This is a genomic window from Demetria terragena DSM 11295, assembly GCF_000376825.1.
GTDB lineage: Bacteria > Actinomycetota > Actinomycetes > Actinomycetales > Dermatophilaceae > Demetria > Demetria terragena.
On sequence record NZ_AQXW01000004.1, the window covers coordinates 2,427,188 to 2,445,187 of the forward strand.

The 18,000-nt window shown below is 64.8% G+C and carries 19 protein-coding genes; 9 read left to right on the forward strand and 10 right to left on the reverse strand.

Annotation, left to right across the window (positions count from 1 at the left end; translation table 11 throughout):
• The first annotated feature begins 64 nt into the window (after nt 1-64).
• On the forward strand, nt 65-475 hold the full coding sequence (locus F562_RS0115960; RefSeq protein ID WP_018157979.1) for a DUF3151 domain-containing protein: 411 nt from the start codon (nt 65-67) through the stop codon (nt 473-475).
• A gap of 19 nt (nt 476-494) precedes the next feature.
• Here the strand turns inward: F562_RS0115960 and F562_RS0115965 are convergent, their stop codons facing one another.
• Genes F562_RS0115965 through F562_RS0115990 form a run of 6 tightly spaced genes read right to left on the reverse strand, consistent with a single transcriptional unit; the run spans nt 495 to nt 6,862 of the window.
• Nucleotides 495-1,451: a helix-turn-helix domain-containing protein gene (locus tag F562_RS0115965; protein WP_018157980.1), complete on the reverse strand. Its 957-nt coding sequence runs from the start codon at nt 1,449-1,451 to the stop codon at nt 495-497.
• 31 nt (nt 1,452-1,482) lie between these two features.
• On the reverse strand, nt 1,483-2,217 hold the full coding sequence (locus F562_RS0115970) for a GolD/DthD family dehydrogenase (RefSeq protein WP_018157981.1): 735 nt from the start codon (nt 2,215-2,217) through the stop codon (nt 1,483-1,485).
• Complete coding sequence (locus F562_RS0115975; RefSeq protein ID WP_018157982.1) at nt 2,210-2,665, reverse strand: ribose-5-phosphate isomerase; 456 nt, start codon at nt 2,663-2,665, stop codon at nt 2,210-2,212. The genes F562_RS0115970 and F562_RS0115975 overlap by 8 nt, the downstream gene beginning before the upstream one ends.
• The gene (locus F562_RS0115980; protein ID WP_018157983.1) at nt 2,662-4,398 is read right to left on the reverse strand and encodes a dihydroxyacetone kinase family protein; all 1,737 of its coding nucleotides are present in this window, start codon (nt 4,396-4,398) and stop codon (nt 2,662-2,664) included. Before F562_RS0115980 ends, F562_RS0115975 begins: the two co-directional genes overlap by 4 nt.
• Before the next feature lie 26 nt (nt 4,399-4,424).
• Nucleotides 4,425-5,771 carry an RbtT/DalT/CsbX family MFS transporter gene (locus F562_RS0115985; RefSeq protein ID WP_018157984.1) on the reverse strand — a complete coding sequence of 449 codons (1,347 nt, stop codon included), beginning with the start codon at nt 5,769-5,771 and terminating at the stop codon, nt 4,425-4,427.
• Nucleotides 5,768-6,862, reverse strand: a complete 1,095-nt coding sequence (locus tag F562_RS0115990; RefSeq protein ID WP_018157985.1) for an erythritol/L-threitol dehydrogenase — start codon at nt 6,860-6,862, stop codon at nt 5,768-5,770. Before F562_RS0115990 ends, F562_RS0115985 begins: the two co-directional genes overlap by 4 nt.
• A 161-nt stretch (nt 6,863-7,023) precedes the next feature.
• Here F562_RS0115990 and F562_RS0115995 point away from each other — a divergent pair, with 161 nt between their 5' ends.
• The 6 genes from F562_RS0115995 (at nt 7,024) to F562_RS0116020 (ending at nt 15,039) form a co-directional block, all read left to right on the forward strand.
• On the forward strand, nt 7,024-7,995 hold the full coding sequence (locus tag F562_RS0115995) for a sugar-binding transcriptional regulator (RefSeq protein ID WP_211206467.1): 972 nt from the start codon (nt 7,024-7,026) through the stop codon (nt 7,993-7,995).
• Nucleotides 7,996-8,070: 75 nt separating this feature from the next.
• Entirely contained in the window at nt 8,071-9,279 is a 1,209-nt protein-coding gene (locus tag F562_RS0116000) for an MFS transporter (protein ID WP_018157987.1), read from the forward strand.
• Nucleotides 9,280-9,389: 110 nt separating this feature from the next.
• Nucleotides 9,390-10,691 (forward strand): adenylosuccinate synthase, encoded by a 1,302-nt coding sequence (locus F562_RS0116005; RefSeq protein WP_018157988.1) that lies wholly within the window; start codon nt 9,390-9,392, stop codon nt 10,689-10,691.
• A 175-nt stretch (nt 10,692-10,866) separates the two neighbouring features.
• Nucleotides 10,867-12,264, forward strand: a complete 1,398-nt coding sequence (locus tag F562_RS0116010; RefSeq protein WP_018157989.1) for a Gfo/Idh/MocA family protein — start codon at nt 10,867-10,869, stop codon at nt 12,262-12,264.
• 56 nt (nt 12,265-12,320) lie between these two features.
• Nucleotides 12,321-13,280 (forward strand): phosphotransferase family protein, encoded by a 960-nt coding sequence (locus tag F562_RS19630; protein WP_018157990.1) that lies wholly within the window; start codon nt 12,321-12,323, stop codon nt 13,278-13,280.
• Nucleotides 13,273-15,039: a lysine--tRNA ligase gene (locus F562_RS0116020; RefSeq protein WP_018157991.1), complete on the forward strand. Its 1,767-nt coding sequence runs from the start codon at nt 13,273-13,275 to the stop codon at nt 15,037-15,039. Before F562_RS19630 ends, F562_RS0116020 begins: the two co-directional genes overlap by 8 nt.
• On the opposite strand, the gene F562_RS0116025 is transcribed toward F562_RS0116020, so the two are convergent.
• Nucleotides 15,031-15,348, reverse strand: coding sequence for a helix-turn-helix domain-containing protein (locus F562_RS0116025; protein WP_018157992.1), 318 nt, complete (start codon nt 15,346-15,348; stop codon nt 15,031-15,033). The two genes, F562_RS0116020 and F562_RS0116025, sit on opposite strands and share 9 nt — an antisense overlap.
• 390 nt (nt 15,349-15,738) lie before the next feature.
• Between F562_RS0116025 and F562_RS0116030 the strand changes: the two genes are divergently transcribed.
• Nucleotides 15,739-16,758, forward strand: a complete 1,020-nt coding sequence (locus F562_RS0116030) for a DUF2382 domain-containing protein (protein ID WP_018157993.1) — start codon at nt 15,739-15,741, stop codon at nt 16,756-16,758.
• 100 nt (nt 16,759-16,858) lie between these two features.
• On the opposite strand, the gene F562_RS0116035 is transcribed toward F562_RS0116030, so the two are convergent.
• The gene (locus F562_RS0116035; protein ID WP_018157994.1) at nt 16,859-17,167 is read right to left on the reverse strand and encodes a helix-turn-helix domain-containing protein; all 309 of its coding nucleotides are present in this window, start codon (nt 17,165-17,167) and stop codon (nt 16,859-16,861) included.
• Between the two features lie 41 nt (nt 17,168-17,208).
• Between F562_RS0116035 and F562_RS20845 the strand changes: the two genes are divergently transcribed.
• Entirely contained in the window at nt 17,209-17,361 is a 153-nt protein-coding gene (locus F562_RS20845; RefSeq protein WP_018157995.1) for a hypothetical protein, read from the forward strand.
• A gap of 37 nt (nt 17,362-17,398) precedes the next feature.
• Here F562_RS20845 and F562_RS0116045 read toward each other — a convergent pair whose 3' ends face one another.
• Complete coding sequence (locus F562_RS0116045; protein ID WP_018157996.1) at nt 17,399-17,584, reverse strand: hypothetical protein; 186 nt, start codon at nt 17,582-17,584, stop codon at nt 17,399-17,401.
• 20 nt (nt 17,585-17,604) lie between these two features.
• The gene (locus F562_RS0116050) at nt 17,605-17,997 is read right to left on the reverse strand and encodes a VOC family protein (protein ID WP_026181335.1); all 393 of its coding nucleotides are present in this window, start codon (nt 17,995-17,997) and stop codon (nt 17,605-17,607) included.
• Between the last annotated feature and the right edge of the window lie 3 nt (nt 17,998-18,000).

Below are 18,000 nucleotides of genomic sequence, written 5' to 3' on the forward strand. Positions count from 1 at the left end.
AATTAGGTAAGTGAAGCGTGAACTGGGTCACCTGTCAACAAGTCGACCGTGGGCGTCCTGGACAATGGGCATCATGGACAACCTTTTGGGCATCCCGCCTACCGAACTTCCGATCGATCCCGCCGCCGCACGCCTTGCGGAGGGGCACGACCCGAGGCAGGTCGCGGCCGGCCTGCCCGAGTCCTCGCTCGCGTGGGCAACCCTCGCTGAAGACGCCCACGAGGACGGCCTGACGATTGAGGCGTACGCCTTCGCTCGCACCGGCTACCACCGCGGCTTGGACGCGCTGCGTAAATCTGGGTGGCGTGGGCAGGGGCCAGTGCCTTGGGAGCATGAGCCCAACCGCGGATTCCTTCGCGCGCTTGCGGTGCTCTCGAAGGCGGCAGGCGACATCGGCGAGACCGCTGAACAGCGTCGCTGCGCCGACTTTTTGAGGGACTCCTCTGCCACCGGAGCGCGCGAACTCGGACTGTGAGTCCGGTCGCGTCACGACCTCACGTGTCGCCAGGCGATCGTCGATCGGCGATGCGGAGCGCGAGTTGGAAACGCGTGCCGACGCTGTAGTCGTCCATCAAACGCGCCACGCGGCGCCGGACCGTGCGTAGGGAGATGCCGAGCAGCCTGGCGATGGCCTCATCCTTGAGGCCTTGGCGCATGAGCTCCACGAGTTGATCATCGCCATGATCGGACCGGTCGACGGGAGAGCCCGCAGCCCAAAGTCGTTCAAACAGTTCAACGAAGGCGCGCACGGCGACGGGGTCGCGCAGGATGACGTGCTCGTCAGTCGTCTTGCCCCAGCCGGTGCTGGCGAGCGCCGCCTGGGTTCCAAAGCACACAAACGGCGACGGGAATGGGGGTGAAAGTCGTTGTGACTCACCGGAATCAGCCCACGCCTGGACGTAATCAGACGCATCCTGAGCAACGTCGCCGAGGAAGACACCGCGCTGTTCGCGACCTTCCTCAAGCAGTCGGCGGACAACAGGCAGGTCCTCCGGCAGCAAGCCGTCGGCGTGATGCGCGACCAGGATCGGACCGTCGGTGCTCACCGCGAGTTGCTCGTGGACGGTGGCCAAGGACGCGGGGTCAATACGCTCACGTGCTGGCTCATCCGCGGCGGCTCCCTGCTGTCCGACACGATGGTCTGCGGCATATCCGTCGATGGCGTCCCGGAGCCGGGCGAGGTCCTGGCGGCGGGTGGCGAGCTGAGCTTCCTCGGCGCTGACGACGCGCTCCAGCGCCGCGCGAGGGTGATCGACTCGGACCTCGCCTAGGTCGTTTGCGCGCACCAGCCGCCGCCGGCGGAGTTGTTCGAGAGCGCGGTCGGCCTCAGCGTCAGACCACCCCAAGCGATTGGCGTACGTCGTGAGGAGAAGACCCGGGGAGCGCAGCACCTGGCGGTAGAGGGTCTCTCCTTCTGGTCCGATCCCAAGGACGTGCAGCCGGTTGATCACACACCCAGGGTAGGTGTTGGTGCAGACCAGTTCAGACGGCTGTGAAACCTCCGTCGACGCGGAGGTCGGCGCCGTTGACCATTGCTGCCTCCGGTGAGCACAGGTAGAGCACGGAGGCGGCGATCTCGTGCGGTTCGGCGAAGCGGCCGGTCGGGATCTGCTCGCGGTGTGCCTCCCCAGCGGGGTTGTCCCACGCGGCGCGGCCTAGCTCGGTGAGCACGACCGTCGGCGAGACGGTGTTGACCGTGATTCCGTCACGTCCCCACTCCAGAGCCAGAGCGCGAGTCAGTCCGAGGACGCCCGCCTTGGAAGCGCAGTATGCGGCGTGCTGATCGAGTCCGACGTGTGCCGCCTGCGAAGCGAGCGTGACGATGCGTCCACCGCGCTGCGCCAGCAGCGGATATGCCGCCTGGGCTACGAGGAACGCTCCCGTCAGGTTGACTTCTAGCGTGGCGCGAAATGTCTCGGCGGACAACGATTTTGCCTCGTCCAGGAGGGCGATTCCGGCGCTGTTCACGACGATGTCTAGACGCTCCAGCCCACCAACGGCTGAATGCACCTGCGCGGCGTCGACGACGTCGAGGCTGAGGGCTCGAGCGTCGGGGAGGCGGGCAGCCTGGGCCTGGGCGGCCTCGTTGTCTCGGTCGGCGACGACCACGTGAATGCCTGCGGCGCAGAGCGCCTCGGCCACGGCGGCGCCGATGCCGTTGGCGCCGCCGGTCACCAACGCGACCCGACTCTCTTCGGTTCGGATGTGCTCAGCCATAGCTCTTGATCGCCTCCACCTTGTCAGCCGAGCGACCTTCGCTGTCGAAGGTGTAGCTGAGCCACTCGCTGGCGAGCCGTCGCGCCAGCTCGACCCCGATGACCCGTTGCCCCATGCACAGAATCTGGGCGTCGTTGGAGAGCACGGACCGCTCGACTGAGAAGGAGTCGTGTGCCGTCACCGCCCGGATGCCGTTGACCTTGTTTGCGCTGATGGCTACACCGAGGCCGGTGCCGCAGATCAGGATGGCGCGATCGGCGCTGCCGGCGGCGACCAACTGAGCGGCGCGTACGGCTACGTGGGGATAAGCCTCGTGCCCATCAGACCGGACGCCGACGTCAGTCACCTTGGCGACTCGGTTGTCTTCCTCGAGGTCCTTCTTGATGATCTCCTTGTAGTCGAATCCGGCGTCGTCGCTGCCGACGACAAGATGCAACGGGCTGCTCACGATGTCTCCTCGGTGGTGGTGAGCCAGTCGCCGAGCTCGGTGACCAGCAGGGCGAAGGACGTGGCACCCGCATCGGGGTGCCCAAGACTCTTCTCGGCAAGCGGACGAGCGCGTCCGACTTTGGGTCGAAGATCCGCGGTCGCTGTGGCCGCTTGGGTTGATTCGGCGGCCGCCTCGACCCAGGCCGGGGCCAATCCGACTTCGCCAACTCGCTTCTTCAGGGTCGACACGAATGGCGTCATGGAGTCGAGCATCGTTTTGTCACCGACCTCCGCCCGTCCGAGCTCGCTGATCGCGTCGGTGAAGGCTGCGATGGAGTCGGCAATATCGTTGTCGGAGTGCGACTCTCGGTCGTCTGTGAGTGACCGTCCCATTGCCTCAAGTGCGCTGCCCCAGAGCACACCGGAGGTGCCCCCGGCGCGCTCGGCCCACGCCCTACCGGCGCTCGATAGCACCCTGGCCGCGCCGCTGCCATCGGGAAGCGCGCAGGCCGCCTCGACAGCTGCGCGAATTCCCTTGACCATGCCGCGGCCGTGGTCGCCGTCTCCCGCGATGGCATCAATCCTGGCCAGTTCGTCCTCATGCTCGACGAGCGTGCTCTGCATGCGCTGGAGGCCGGTTCGTACTCGAGCTCCGAGCGCGATGGCGGCGTCTGTGGCGAGGTACTCGGCGTCATCTGCGGTCGCGACCTGAGCGTTGTCTTTGCTTGCCGCGCGCAGGCCTGCCGTCGCAGCGGAGACCTTGCGATAGGCGGGGGTATAGGCATCCGCCCGCCAGTAGCGCTCAAGTTCCTCGTCCAACCACATCAGCGTCAAGGAACATCCACCCATGTCCAGGCTGGTGACGAGTTCGCCGACCTCCGGCTCGATAAGCTCGAAGCCGGCGTCCAACAGCCGACGCGAGACGTGCGCCCACAGCAAGAAGAGCTCTTCATATTTCGTGGTTCCGAGACCGTTGAGAATGGGTGCGACACGTTTCCCCACCGGCTTGCCGCCCAGCACCGTGGGCGCGCTATCCAGCAACCGATCGACCAGGAGTTCCGCAAGCTCGTCTGCTGGCAAGAGCGGTACGTCCTTGATGCCAGGCTCTCCGTGGATGCCCAAGCCGAGACCGAGGTGGCCCTCGGGAACGCTGAACAACGGGTCCGTCGAACCTGGCATGGTGCATCCGGAGAACGCGACACCAAGGCTGCGCGTCGCGTCGTTGGCCAGGTTTCCCGCACGCTCGACAGCGTCGAGATCCTGGCCCTCCGCGGACGCTGCGCCCATCACCTTGAAGACCGTGAAATCGCCTGCGATTCCTCGACGTTTGCTGACCTCGTCGGCCGATGCCACGTCGTCGGTCACCACGACGATGCGAGTATCGATGCCTTCATCGCGAAGGCGCTGCGCGGCGAGCCCGAAATTCATGTTGTCGCCGGCATAGTTGCCAAACGAGAACACGACACCCTTGCCTTGGTTGGCGGCTTTGGCCACCGAGTAGGCCTGTGCGGTCGATGGCGAAGTGAAGATGTTGCCGACGACTGCACCGGTGGCAAAACCGGGTCCGACGGTGCCGCAGAACGCGGGGTAGTGCCCGGAGCCTCCCCCGATCACCACGCCGACTTGGTCGGTGTCGGTGCGGTGGCTCACCACTCCGCCGGGGACCGCGCGCAGACGATCGGAATACAGCGAGACGAAGCCCTCGAGTTGGTCCTCGGCGAAGCTTGCTGGATCGTTGAAGATCTTGGTCATGAGATGTCCTCTGTGGTCGTGGTGAGTCAGCGGGCCGCTGCGGCACGGGCGCGGCGGTCGGCGGTCTTCTTCTCGTCTTCAGGTACGCGCAGTTGGCCGACCATGACGAACGCGACGCTGTAGAGCGCGACAAAGGTCCACACGACGGCGCTATTGGCGGCGAAGCTTGACGCGTCGAAGAGGTCAGCAATGTTGAGCACGATGGCGACCACGGCCGACCCGAGGAAGGTCGCACCGCCAGCGGCGGTGGTGTACATCGCCATGGCAGCGCCTTTGTGGTCCGGGGCGAGCGCCGGCATGATCGCGCCCATCGGAACGAATCCGGCAAGCATGATGCCGAAGGTGACGCCGGCCATGACCGAGACCACGAATCCCCATGTCGAGCCCGCCGGAACCAGGTGCGGTACGTACCACCACAGCAGGAGGCCAACCGCAGAGCCGGCGACACCCATCCAGCGGACGGTCTGGCGCCACCCGAATCGATCTCCGACTCCGCCGAAGAAGGCGTTGAACAGGATGTTGCCGGCGTACACGCATACGGTCATCGTCAGCCAGCGCGACTGGCCCCACTCGAGCTCGGTCGCGATGACCGTCGGAAGGATGATGAACATTCCGAACTCGGGCGCCGTATTGATCAGACGGACCAGGAAACCCATGAGCACCTTGGGATTGCGTGCCGTCAGTCGCAGACCGGCGGTGATGACTTCGACGTCGGTCTCACCCGCTGGGGCGATGCGTCCGTAGCCATTGCGGGCGCGAACTCCCCACCAGGCACAGGCGAATCCGGCGGTGACCAGGATCAGCGAGGTCCACATGGCACCGGTCTCGCCGCCGGTTCCGCCGCCGAAGGCCGGGATGGCGCCGATCGCCCACAGCGAGCCGAGTGTCGGCAGGCCGCCGGTGAACATGACGTAGAACCATCCAACGGCGGTCGCGCGCCGTTCGACCGGCGCGGTGATGTTGATCCATACCAAGAAGGAGAAGGCAAAGAACGGGAATCCGAACCCGCGCAGGAAGTAAGCCACGGCGGCCAGCGGCACGCTGCCCATTCCCAGCGCTAGAAGGAACAGGACCTCGAAGACCATCCAGATCACGAACCCCATCAGCATCACGCGACGGGGGCCCCACAGATCTGCGAGGGCTCCCGACAGATAGCTCGCGACGAGGACTGCGCCACTGTAGAAAGCGACGATGACCGACACGGTGGATGCCGTGCTATCGAGCACGCTTTCCAAGTGCGGGGCAAGGAAGTTGGACTCCACGCCTGTCCCGGTCATGAACAACAAGACTCCGAGGAATCCCCACCGCAGGACATAAGGGATGCCGAGCCGGTCGAGTTTTGTCTCGGTGGCGTCCACCGCTGCGGCGCTCACTTGTTGCCGCCCGGAAGGATGGACACCTTCACCGAACCGCCGGCCGAGTCGCCGACCAGGTCGAGGGCGGCCTGGAAGTCAGCGAGTTCGAATTGATGGGTGCAGATCTCGTCCATCGGAAGGGCGCCGCTCTCCAGCAACTTGATAGCGGCCGGCCAGCAGTGCGGTCCGAGATGGGCTCCCAGGACGTCGAGCTCCTTGTCGTCGGAAATGATCGACCAGTCGACGGTGACGTTGTCCTTGAAGACTGAGTACTCCACGAATCGGCCGAGCTTGCGTAGCAGGTTGATGCCCTGCGAGACCGCGGACGGGTGCCCGGTGGCTTCGATATAGACGTCGGCGCCGTATCCGTCGGTCATGTCCTTGATCTGCTGGACGGCATCACCCGCAGTGATGTTGATGACCTCGTCGGCACCGCATTTCTTGGCGAGCTCAAGTTTGGAATCCACTGCGTCCAGGGCAACGATCTTCAGCGGGTTCTTTTGGCGGGCGCCGGCGATGGCGCCCAGTCCGATCGGTCCGGCTCCGGCGATGACGACCACATCGTTGAAGGTGATCTGTGCGCGCTCGACGGCATGGAACGAGCACGACAGCGGCTCGGCGAAGGCCGCGTGCTGCGGCGGCAAGTCCTTGCTGACCTTGTGGGGCAACGCGCGGGCCGGGACGATCATGTATTCGGCCATGGCACCGCTGAAGTTGCGGAAGCCAAACATGTCGTGCGGTCCACACATCCAGTACGCGCCCATCTTGCAGTAGCGGCACTCCCAGCACGGAACGATCTGTTCGACGGCAATCCGGTCTCCGAGCGCGAGGCCGTGGCGGGTGGACGCCTCTTCGTCGGTGGCGACAATCTCGCCCACGATCTCGTGACCAGGGGAGACGCCGGTCTGGGCCCAGGACGGTCGGTTCTCGTCGCCCCAGAATTTGGCGGCGCCGTGGTAGCACTTCAGATCGCTGGCGCAGACGCCGACGGCCTCCACGCGCATCAGCATGTCGCCTGGGCCCGGGGTGGGAACCTCGATGGTCTCGAGGCGGTAGTCCTCAGGGCCGTGGACCACCACGGCCTGCATCTGCGTCGGCAGCGTCGTCATCGCACTTCTCCTTGATGTGTTGTCGGTCACAGAACATCAATGTGCCGCAGCAAGGAACATCTGTCAAGAACGAATGTTCAGCATGAGAACTTATGTTCTGCGCGTTGGTTGGGATAGATTCGCCGCAGGCCGATGCTGCTAATAGAGGAGGTGAGGTGGCCGTGTCAACGCCAGAACCAACTGGTCCGGGTCGTTTCGACCCGCTGACGGCATACCGCGCCGCTCGCCTTTATTACGGCGACAATGCGACCCAGGCTGACATCGCCAAAGCGCTCTCCGTGTCGCGTCCGACGGTGAGTCGCCTGCTGGCCGAGGCGCGGCGAATTGGCTTGGTGAGCATAGACATTCGCCATCCGGACGAGGTGCGTGCAGCGGAGACAGGGGTGCAGGGCGAGTTGCAGGAGCGGCTTGGACTGCGACAGGTCTACATCGCACCCAGAACCCAGGGTGGCGCCGAGATTGAAGGCTTGCGGTATTCGGTTGAGCAGGCATTGGCGGACGCCAGTCTGCGTCCCGGGGATGCCTTGCTTGTGGCTTCGGGGGAGACGACCTACAAACTCACGCGTAGTGGGCTTGGCGTCCCGCCTGGCCTGGACATCGTTCCGACAGTCGGGGGCGTCGCGGAACCAGAGGCCTGGCATCAGGCAAACGAAACGGTGCGGTCGTTCGCCGAGTTGGCCTACGGCCGGGCCCGCCCGATTTTTGCGACGGCGATGCCGACCGAGGCCATGATTCGCACGCTTCGTGAGGACCCTGGCTTCCGCTCGATCACAGCGCTCTGGGACGCAGCGACGGTAGCCCTGGTCGGAGTGGGCGCGCCTCCAGGGGCGCGGTCGTCGATTTCGACGTATGTCCCGACGCACGCTGATGAGTTGCGGCGATCGGTTGGCGACGTGTGCCTCAACTTCTTCGACGTTGACGGGCAGGCCATCGAGTTCGAGGGCAGTGACCGCATGGTGCGGATCAGTGCCGATCAGTTGCGGGCGGTCCCGACCACGATCGCTGCGGCAGTTGGCGCCGCAAAGGCGGTCAGCATCATCGGAGCTGCCAAGGCGGGGTTGCTCGACGTGCTCGTGACTGACTCGGCCACCGCGAGCGCCATCTCTGAGCAACTGGACCGCTGGAGCCGGTGACTTCAAGGGGCCGATAGTTGGGTGGCAGACTGGACACGTCGAGCCGACCCTCCCCGTTCATAGGCGCTCCTTTTCATGTCTGCACTCGCGAATACCGCGACCCCCGACGCGGTACGCCGCGCCAAGTACGCCGTCTTCGCGGCATTCGTCTCAAGCGGCGGACTGTTCGCGACGTGGGCCTCCCGCATCCCTGAATCCATCAGAGAACTCGACGTCAGTACGTCGCGCTTCGGCGTGCTGTTGTTGTTCATGTCGATCGGTGCGCTCGCCGCGATGCCGTTGCTGGGATGGATCGTCGCCCAGGTGGGTGTCGTCCGCGCGATCGCCGGCGCGGCCGTGGTCGGCGCCGCGGGCATCATCCTGGCCGGAATCGGCGTCAGCGTATTGGCCGAGCAGTGGGTCGTCGGCCTGGGTTTGATGGTGGGCGGTCTCGGCGTCGGGACATGGGATGCGGCGATGAATCTCGCGGGTGCCGAAGTGGAGCAGCAACTGGGCACCACTGTCATGCCGCATTTCCACGCGGCATTTAGTGGCGGCACCGTCGTGTCTGCGCTCATCGGTGCCGGCGCATCGGCGGCCGGGGTTTCTATCGCGCTGCACCTCACGGTGATGTCAGCGCTCATGGCTCTCGCCGTCCTGGTGACCGTCCGCCCCATTGGGTCCGTCACGCAACATTCCGCACCGACGTCGGAAGCGCCGCAACCCAAGAAAACTGCACGCTCGGCGTGGGGCGAACGCCGCACGCTGCTCATCGGCGTGGTCACGATGGTCGCGGCGTTCACCGAAGGCACGGCGAACGACTGGATTGCCGAAGCGTTTGTCTCCGGGCATGACGTTCCGGTCTGGGCGGGCACCCTCGCCTTTGCGATGTTCCTGAGTTTCATGACCGCTGGGCGACTGATCGGCACCTCGTTGCTGGACAGGTACGGGCGGGTTCCGGTGCTGCGCATCGCCTTTGGCGGTGCGGTCGTGGGCTCGCTGATGGTGGTATTTGGGACGACGGCGATTGCGTACGCCGGAGTTGCGGTGTGGGGAGTCGGTGTTTCGTTGGGATTCCCGGTCGGGATGAGTGCCGCCGCCGACGATCCGGAGCGCGCGCCAGCGCGAGTGGCGGTGGTCTCCACGATTGGCTACACGGCGTTCCTCGCAGGGCCGCCGCTCCTGGGCTTCCTGGGCGACCACTACGGCATTCTGCGGGCCCTGCTCGTGGTGGGCGCGGCCGTTCTCCTGGCGCTGGTTTGCCTTCCCGCCGTGCGCGAGCCCGAGCGGAACGAACTGCGTTAGGTGCCCTTGACTGGGAAATTTCCCAGTCAAGGGCACCTAACGCAGTAAGGGACCGGAGTGGTCTGCGAGACTGTCGCCGGTTCTTCACCGCCAAGACAAAGGAACGACGGATGCCAGCGATCGTGCTCGTGGGGGCCCAATGGGGCGATGAGGGCAAGGGTAAGGCGACCGATCTGCTCGGCGACCGCGTCGACTATGTCGTCAAGTTCAACGGCGGTAACAACGCTGGTCACACGGTCGTCATCGGCAGCGGTGACAACGCTGAGAAGTATGCGCTGCACCTGCTGCCGAGCGGAATCCTGAGTCCCGACGTCATCCCGGTCATCGGCAATGGCGTCGTCGTCGATATCGGGGTGCTCTTCGAGGAGCTGGACGGGCTAGAAGCTCGCGGCGTCGATACCTCGAAGTTGCGGTTGAGCGCCAGCGCTCACGTCATCACGAGCTATCACACCACCATGGACAAGGTGACCGAGCGGTTCCTGGGCAATCGCAAGATCGGTACGACGGGTCGCGGGATCGGGCCTGCGTACTCGGACAAGATGAATCGGGTTGGCATCCGTATTCAGGACCTCTACGACGAGTCCATCCTGCGGCAGAAGGTCGAGGCCGCGCTCGACGTGAAAAACCAGATGCTGCTCAAGATGTATAACCGTCGCGCGATTGATGCCGACGACATCGTGCAGGAGTTGCTGGGCTATGCCGAGCGGCTGCGCCCGATGGTGGCCGACACGTCCCTTGAACTGGGCAAGGCACTCGATGACGACAAGGTCGTGCTGTTCGAGGCCGGCCAGGCAACCTTGCTCGACGTCGATCACGGCACCTATCCCTATGTCACCTCCTCGAACGCCACCGCAGGCGGGGCCTGCACTGGTTCTGGGGTCCCACCGACCCGGATCGATCGGGTCATCACGATCCTGAAGGCGTATTCCACCCGCGTGGGTGAGGGGCCGTTCCCGACCGAGCTCAATGACGACAAGGGTGAGTTCCTGCGCAAGACCGGCGCCGAGTTCGGTGTCACGACCGGCCGTCCGCGTCGATGCGGCTGGTTGGACACCGTCGTCGGGCGGTACGCGACCCGCATCAACGGCACGACCGACTACGTGCTCACCAAACTGGACATCCTGGGTGGACTCGACAAGGTGCCGGTGTGTGTGGCGTACGACATCGACGGCGTTCGGTACGACGAAATGCCCGTCAATCAATCTGATTACCACCACGCCAGCCCGATCTATGAAGAGCTCGATGGCTGGTGGGAGGACATTTCAGAATGCCGGACCTACGACGACCTGCCCGAAAACGCCCGTCGCTACGTCGAGTTCGTCGAGCAGCAGATCGGTGCGCGGATCTCGGTGATCGGAGTCGGCCCCGGCCGGGCCGAAGTGATCGTGAGGCATGACCTGCTGAACGGCTGAGGGGACAACAGCGACGCTCAAGCGCGCCCGCACGGCTCACGCCGTGCGGGCGCGCTCTGCTGTTCCGGGCTGATCAGAAATTCTTCACCTCGTCACGCCCAAACATGATCAATTGTTAGTGATACTGAGCAGGTTCGATCATCCCTGAATCGCCTCGTGGCGAAGGAGTCAGCACATGGACAGCACGCAACAGCACGTCGGGACCGCCTCACGACGGACCCTGCTGGGAGGAGCGGCAGCCGCAGGAGCCGCGTTCACCTTTGCCCGGCGCGCCGAGGCCGACGAGAGTGAAGGGCCCTCGCGGCGAAAGGGTCAACGCTCGATGATTGGGGTGCCGTATGAGCGCCACGACGCGGTACGCGTCGGCGTCATCGGACTGGGAAACCGCGGTGCCTCGATGGCGCCGCTCTGGGCCGCAGTCCCGGGCTGCACCGTGACCGCGGTGTGCGACATCCGTAAAGATCGCAGCCGCAAGGTCGCCGCAGCGCTGGAGAAGGAGGGGCACAAGCGTCCGGCGGTGCTGGGCGGAAGCCAGGCTTCCTATCTCAACCTGGTCAAGCGGGACGACGTCGACTTCGTCTACATCGCCAGCCCTTGGGAGTTCCACTTCGAGCAGGCGCGTGCGGGCCTTGAGCACGGCAAGCACGTTGGTGTCGAATTGCCGATCGCCACCGAGTTGCATGAACTGTGGTCATTGGTCGATATCTCCGAGCGGACGAAGAAACACCTGCTCCTGATGGAGAACTGCAACTACGACCGCAACGAGACCGCGATGATCCGGATGGCGCACGCCGGTTTGCTCGGCGATATCACCAGTGGCGCGGGCGGCTACCTCCACGACCTGCGCGAACTGCTTTTCAGCGACACGTACTACACCGATTCGTGGCGCCGCCTCTGGCACACCCGGTCCACGGCATCGTTCTACGCGATGCACGGCCTGGCGCCGATCTCCAACTGTATGGACATCAACCGCGGCGACCGTTACCTCACGCTCGAGGCCACGGCGAGCCCGGCCAAAGGCCTGGCCGAATATCGTGAACGCCACGTGCCGAAGGGGCACAAGAGTTGGAATGAGAACTACATCAATGGCGATCGCATCACCTGCATGATCAACACGCAGCAGGGCAAGATGATCCGGGCCGAGCACGCGGTGTCCTCCCCGATGCCGTACAGCCGGATCAACACGCTGGAGGGCAGCCTCGGGATCATCGAGGACTATCCGAGCCGGGTTTACCTCGAGCCGGAGCACTCCGGGCACGCGTGGAAGGACTTCAAGCCGTTCGGCGAAAAGTGGGAGCACTGGTTGTGGCGCAAGGTGGGCGACGACGCCGCAGCGAACGGTGGCCATGGCGGCATGGACTACATCATGTGCTGGCGCATCGTGCAGCAGATGCGTACGGGGCAGGTGCCTGACTGGGATGTGTATGACTCCGCGGCGTGGTGCTCACCGGTGCCGTTGTCGGTGCAGTCGCTGAAGAAGCAGAAGGCCGTCAAGGTGCCGGACTTCACTCGTGGCGAGTGGAAGAAGGCTCGCCCAGGAGTGGACTCGACCGAGACGGACATGCCTGCGTGACGAGAACGCGCGAATCTCGATGGAGTTCGGGCGGGCCGACATCTAGCGTCTGAACCATGCGTATCGCGCCCGCTGACTTGCCGGAAGACCTCGTCTTCCGGCAAGTCCGTGCGGCGTGGGGGTTCGACATTCACCGGGTCGAGCACCTGCCGTGGGGATTTGGCGCGTGGCACTGGGGCGCTGAGGACTCCGGGGGCATCCGGCGGTGGTTCATTACGGCGGATCGGTTGGAGTCTGCGGACCGGCTCGCCGAGCTGGAGCGGGTGTATGCCATCGCCCGTGGTTTGAGTGAGACGCACCCCGTCGTGGCTTGCCTCCCGAATCGATCTGGGCACATGTGTTGGCGGACAGGAGAATTCGCGCTCTCAGTGACTTCGTGGACGGACGGTAGTAGGCCGGGCGGTGACAGTCTCGACAGCGACACTGCCGTGTCGACTGCTCGCTTCCTCGCCGACCTGCACGCCGTGCCCATTCCGCCGGGCTTGCCGGTATGGGATCCCAACTATCCGTCCCATCGCGTGCTGGACGATCTCCCGGACTTGGTCGCGAGCCGCTGGGACGGCGGGCCATACGGAGAGGAAGTACGCGCCCTCGTCCGGACGCATCTGGATGACCTGACGAACTGGCGACAGCGCTACGCGAAGTGCGCGGATCACGCGATGGCCCATCGAAACGAGTGGGTGCTCACCCATGGTGAGCCAGGCCCGCACAACCAACTGCTCACGTCGAAGGGGCGCCGCTGGGTCGATTGGGAGTCGGCGCGGACTGCGCCTCGTGAGCGTGATCTGATGGACCTTGCCTCGAGAACAGATCAGCGGCGGCAACGTTTCTATCCCCATGCGCTGGACCCCATCAATCAGGAACTGTTCGATCTTGCCTGGCGACTCGATGAGATCGGGCAATACACCGACCGGTTTCGAGACTCACATGCCGGTACCGCGGACGACCGCATCGCGCTCGATGGTCTGCGGCAGGAGTTCACCCGGCCGGACCGTAGAATCGACTCCCGTGACTGAAGTGCAGCTGGATGACTGGGTAGCGCGCCTTGCCGATGACGTGATCGCAGAAGCGAAACGGCGTGGGACAAAACCGGTGTGCGCCTCCGGCATCAGCCCGTCGGGGCCGATCCACCTTGGCAACCTGCGGGAGGTGATGGTCCCGCACCTGGTGTGCGACGAGATCCGGCGCCGCGGACACGACGCCGAGCACCTCATCTCCTGGGACGACTTCGACCGTTTTCGCAAAGTTCCCAAGGGAATTGAGGGGGTCGACGAGTCCTGGGAGCAGCACATCGGCAAGCCGTTGACGTCGGTTCCGCCGCCCAGCGGTTCGGCCGCGACGTCCTGGGCCGAGCATTTCCGCAGCGAGCTCGAAGTCGCGCTCGACGACCTTGGGGTGGAGTACCGCGGCATTAGCCAGACCGAGAAGTACACCGCCGGCGACTATGTCGACCAGGTGCTGTTTGCAATGGGCCACCGCGGTCAGATCGACAAGGTGCTGGACCAGTACCGCACCCTCGCCAAGGCGCAGCCCAAGAAAGATCAGAAGCTCGACGCCGACCAGCAGGCGGCCGCTGAAGCCGCAGCCGAAGGTTCGGGCGCGGCTGGGGAAGACGACGGTTCAGGAGACGGTAACTACTACCCGTACAAGCCCTACTGCAGCCAATGCGGCACCGACTTCACGACGGTCACTGGTTACGACGACGATTCGACGGAGCTGACCTATACCTGCCGTTGCGGGCATACCGAAACGGTGCTGTTGCGCGACTTCCACCACGGCAAGTTGGTGTGGAAGGTCGACTGGCCGATGCGCTGGGCCTACGAGCAGGTGGTGTTCGAGCCGTCCGGCGTCGATCACCAAAGCCCGGGCAGCTCATTCGTGGTCGGCAAGGAGATCGTCCCGCTGTTTGGATGGGAACGGCCGCTCGGTCCGATGTACGCCTTCGTGGGCATTCGGGGCATGGCCAAGATGTCCTCATCTAAGGGTGGCGTGCCGACCCCAAGCATGGCGTTGCGCTACATGGAACCGCCGCTGCTGCGCTGGTTGTATGCCCGCAAGAAGCCCAACCAGGCGTTCGACGTCGCCCTCGACTCCGAGATTCAGCGGATGTACGACGAGTGGGATGGCTTGCTGCGCAAGGTTTCTGGCGAAAAGGGTCAACCGGGCGACATCGCCGCGCTGGCCCGGGCCACCTCAACCGCCGCCGGGGAACTGCCGCAGACACCTGTGACATTGCCCTACCGCACGATTGCCTCGGTTCTCGACATCACCACGGGTGACGATGCTCAGGCGCAGCGAATCCTGACTGAGGTCGACCCGAGAACCCCCGTGAGCGGCCTGGAGGTGCTGCGTCCACGGCTAGATCGGGCTCAGGCCTGGGTGGCCGAGCAGATGCCCGAAGATGATCGTACGGTCGTTCGTGCGGAGCCGAATCGTGCAGCGCTGCAAGGACTTTCGGACGAATCGTCGCATGCGTTAACCCTGCTTCTCGACGGCAACAGCGATGATCTGACGCGGATCGAGGACGCGTGGTCGATCGATGGTCTGAGCCATCAGGTCTATGGCGTACCGAAGGTGCTGCAAGGTAAGGCCGCCGACTTTCGGCCCGACCGCAAGGCCGACCCAGAGACGGCTGCCGCTCTCGGAGCACGGCAGCGCGAGTTCTTTAAGCTGCTGTACACGTTGCTCATCGACAAGGAGACCGGGCCGCGGTTGCCGACCCTGCTTCTTGCCATTGGGCCAGAGCGCCTTCGAGGGCTGCTCTCGCTACGGTGACGAGTGGTCCGGTCGACGTGCGGCCGGGGTGGCAGGGCTCTGCTCGGCCGTGCTCGCCGCATGCTCCTCGAGGGCAGCGATGCTCTCGACCGCACGAAACATCTTGGGTGCGAGTTCCTCGGCCTCGGGCGTGAGCAGTTGGTCCGGCCGCTTCCGGTCGACCAGTGTGACTCGTAGTTGATGCTCCAAGTCGCGTACATGCGCGCGCACCGTCGAGGGGGAGTAGTGCAACCGCCGGGCCGCTCGGTGGATCGATCCAGCCCGTACGAGCGTGACGAAACTGCGGAGCGTCTGGAGGTTTGTCAGCATCGAGGCGTCCCCTGGCGGTCGGCGAATGGTGATGGGCTCGGTGAATGCTCAGGAGACGATGATGCCCCATATAGGCAAACTTTCACCAAAACACGCGCCGAGGGGAAAAGGCAAGAGTGTGCGCGAAAGTCGCGCACACTCGTCGCCAGGAAGTCTTCGACCGCGGAGCCTTGCCATTGCTCGCTGAAGGCGAGGCTGGTCAAAATTCCTTGCAAATAGGGGGATCTGCGACCTACGCGCAGCCGTGAGGTGCGGGCTTTCGACGCTTGACAGGCGAGATATGCCCCAGATCGTCGCCATCGACCCGTAATAGCGTTTAGTCATGGCCGCAGACTGTGGCCGCGTGCGATCTTCGGACCGTGCTGTACAGATGAGAAGGGAACGGACACCATGACGCTTGATGTTGCCTCGTTGCACGGCGCTGACCTGATTGACCAGGACGGCAGCAAGATCGGTTCGATTGGCCAGGTTTACTTGGACGACCGCACCAATGAGCCCACTTTTGCAACGGTCAAGACGGGACTGTTCGGGACCAAAGAGACTTTTGTGCCACTGGGCGCAGCGCGTTCAGGAGCTGACGGAGTTCAGGTTCCCTACACCAAGGACTACGTCAAGGATGCCCCGAGCATTGACGCCGAGGGTCACCTGGAAGAGAACCAGCAGGACGAGATCTATCGCTACTACCAGTTGGATGGCTCCGCCACGGGCCAGGGCGCGGGCGGAGCGCCCGGTCACTCCGACGAGGCCGGCCTAGCCGCGGGGGACCGCCGTGACGGCGACGCTGACCGGAACGCGACTGTCGGGACCGATGGCACCGCAGATGCCGCTGGTACCCCTGGTGCCGTCGGCACCCCTGGTGACTCCGCTGCCCTTGGTGCGGACGACCGCGCACGTGAGGGCGCCGTCGGTGACGACGCTGCTGGTCGGGGCCAGACCGCCGGAACCGCTGCGCCTGGTGCGGCCGATGACCGCAGCGGCGTTGCTGGCCAGGCCACCCGCGAAGGCGCTGGCGATGATGCCTCCGTGACGCTTCGTGGCGAGGAATTGAAGGTAGGCAAGGAGCGCGTTCAAACCGGTCAGGCACGCCTGCGCAAGTACGTCGTGACCGAGCACCAGACGATCACTGTTCCGGTGGAGCGGGAAGAGGTCGAGGTGATTCGTGAGCCGATCGAAGGTCACCACGTCACCGACGGTGAGCTCGGCGAGGAAGAAGTGTCCGTCACCCTCAGCGAGGAGCGGGCCGTGGTGGAGAAGGAGGTCGTCGACCGGGAGCGTGTCGGTCTGCGGACCACGACCGTCACTGGCGAGCAGGCCGTCGAGGCCGACGTACGCCACGAGGAGGTTGACGTCGACCAGCAGCCCTCAGACGCTGAGGGCCGCCGAGACGGCGACACCCCGCGCACGACCTGATAAGTAGTTCTGACACCGAGCGGGCTTGTGGAGGGAACCTTCCGCGGGCCCGCTCGGCGTTCGGCCACCGACTCGGCTGCTTGCCACCGGCCTAGAACGGCTACGCGCGCCGCTCGTGGCGGCGCCAGGAGGTCGGCGACAGGCCAGCGAATCGTCGCCATTCACGGGTGAGGTGAGCTTGGTCGCTATAGCCGTGTGCGGCGGCCACGGCGGCCAGTGGACGTGCGGCACGCACCTCTTCGACGGTGGATGAAAATCGCTTGAGAGACAAGAGCATTCGAGGGGAGTGCCCGAGTTCTTTGTGCAATTCGCCGTGCAGGCGACGCTGCGACCACCCAGTGCCGACTTCGAGGTCGGTCACGCGGGAGGCCGCGCCGGCCATGACGTTGTCCCAGGCCGTGAGCCCCACCGAATCAGGGCGATGTTGGGAAGTCGTCGGAGCAGCCAAGCGTGGAGAAGCGCCCGACGATCTTCATCGCCCGCTTCCACCATTTGTTCACGGAGGCGGAGCGCCTCAGTGCCACCCAGACCGTCGAACTCGACGACTTGGCCGGCGAGTCCGGCCTCGGGGAGCCCGAGGAGGACGCGGGCACCCAGCGGTGAGAGATACAGCATCACTCCGTGTGCAACCCGGCGACGCTCACCCCGAATCGCGTCGGGCCGCGTTGCCCAACCCACTCACTCGCACACAGTCGGCGAGGTCAATCACGACCACCACAGTCGGTCCCGGCAGGCCAATGTGGTCATACTTCGGTACGCCCTCGGCTCGGTAACCGAAGCACTCAGTGACATAAGACGCGAGCGCCTGCGGCAGCGGACGGATCACATCCTCACGGTACGCCCGGATTAGCCCGCGTACGTGCCGAACGAGATGCTGTGGCCTTCTGGGGTGCGCAGGCTGAAACCACGCGATTCATAGGACGAGGCGTTCTCGAGCGGACGGGTGATTTCGGCGCCGATCGCCAGGGCGCGCGCGTGCACCGCCTCGACGTCTCGGAGCACGACATAACACCCGGCCTGCCCTGGGGGCTTGAGGTGGCCATTCGTGTCGGCGGCAGTGCACACCATGAGCCGACCACCATCGGGCCAGAGCATCTCCGAGTGCATCACCGAGTCTTCCTGGTCGCCGGGGACGCAGACGCCCTCTTCGAACCCCAGGCCGGCTAGCCACGCTCGTAGCGCCAGGGCATCGGACGAGGTGAGTAGGGGCCAGATGTTGGTGTCAGCGCGTTGACTCATGGG

Coding starts and splice junctions, on each gene's coding strand:
- F562_RS0115960 (WP_018157979.1), top strand. CDS start 65: ATGGGCATCATGGACAACCTTTTGGGCATCCCGCCTACCGAACTTCCG.
- F562_RS0115970 (WP_018157981.1), bottom strand. CDS start 2,217: ATGGCTGAGCACATCCGAACCGAAGAGAGTCGGGTCGCGTTGGTGACC.
- F562_RS0115980 (WP_018157983.1), bottom strand. CDS start 4,398: ATGACCAAGATCTTCAACGATCCAGCAAGCTTCGCCGAGGACCAACTC.
- F562_RS0115990 (WP_018157985.1), bottom strand. CDS start 6,862: ATGACGACGCTGCCGACGCAGATGCAGGCCGTGGTGGTCCACGGCCCT.
- F562_RS0116000 (WP_018157987.1), top strand. CDS start 8,071: ATGTCTGCACTCGCGAATACCGCGACCCCCGACGCGGTACGCCGCGCC.
- F562_RS0116005 (WP_018157988.1), top strand. CDS start 9,390: ATGCCAGCGATCGTGCTCGTGGGGGCCCAATGGGGCGATGAGGGCAAG.
- F562_RS0116010 (WP_018157989.1), top strand. CDS start 10,867: ATGGACAGCACGCAACAGCACGTCGGGACCGCCTCACGACGGACCCTG.
- F562_RS19630 (WP_018157990.1), top strand. CDS start 12,321: ATGCGTATCGCGCCCGCTGACTTGCCGGAAGACCTCGTCTTCCGGCAA.
- F562_RS0116025 (WP_018157992.1), bottom strand. CDS start 15,348: ATGCTGACAAACCTCCAGACGCTCCGCAGTTTCGTCACGCTCGTACGG.
- F562_RS0116030 (WP_018157993.1), top strand. CDS start 15,739: ATGACGCTTGATGTTGCCTCGTTGCACGGCGCTGACCTGATTGACCAG.
- F562_RS0116050 (WP_026181335.1), bottom strand. CDS start 17,997: ATGAGTCAACGCGCTGACACCAACATCTGGCCCCTACTCACCTCGTCC.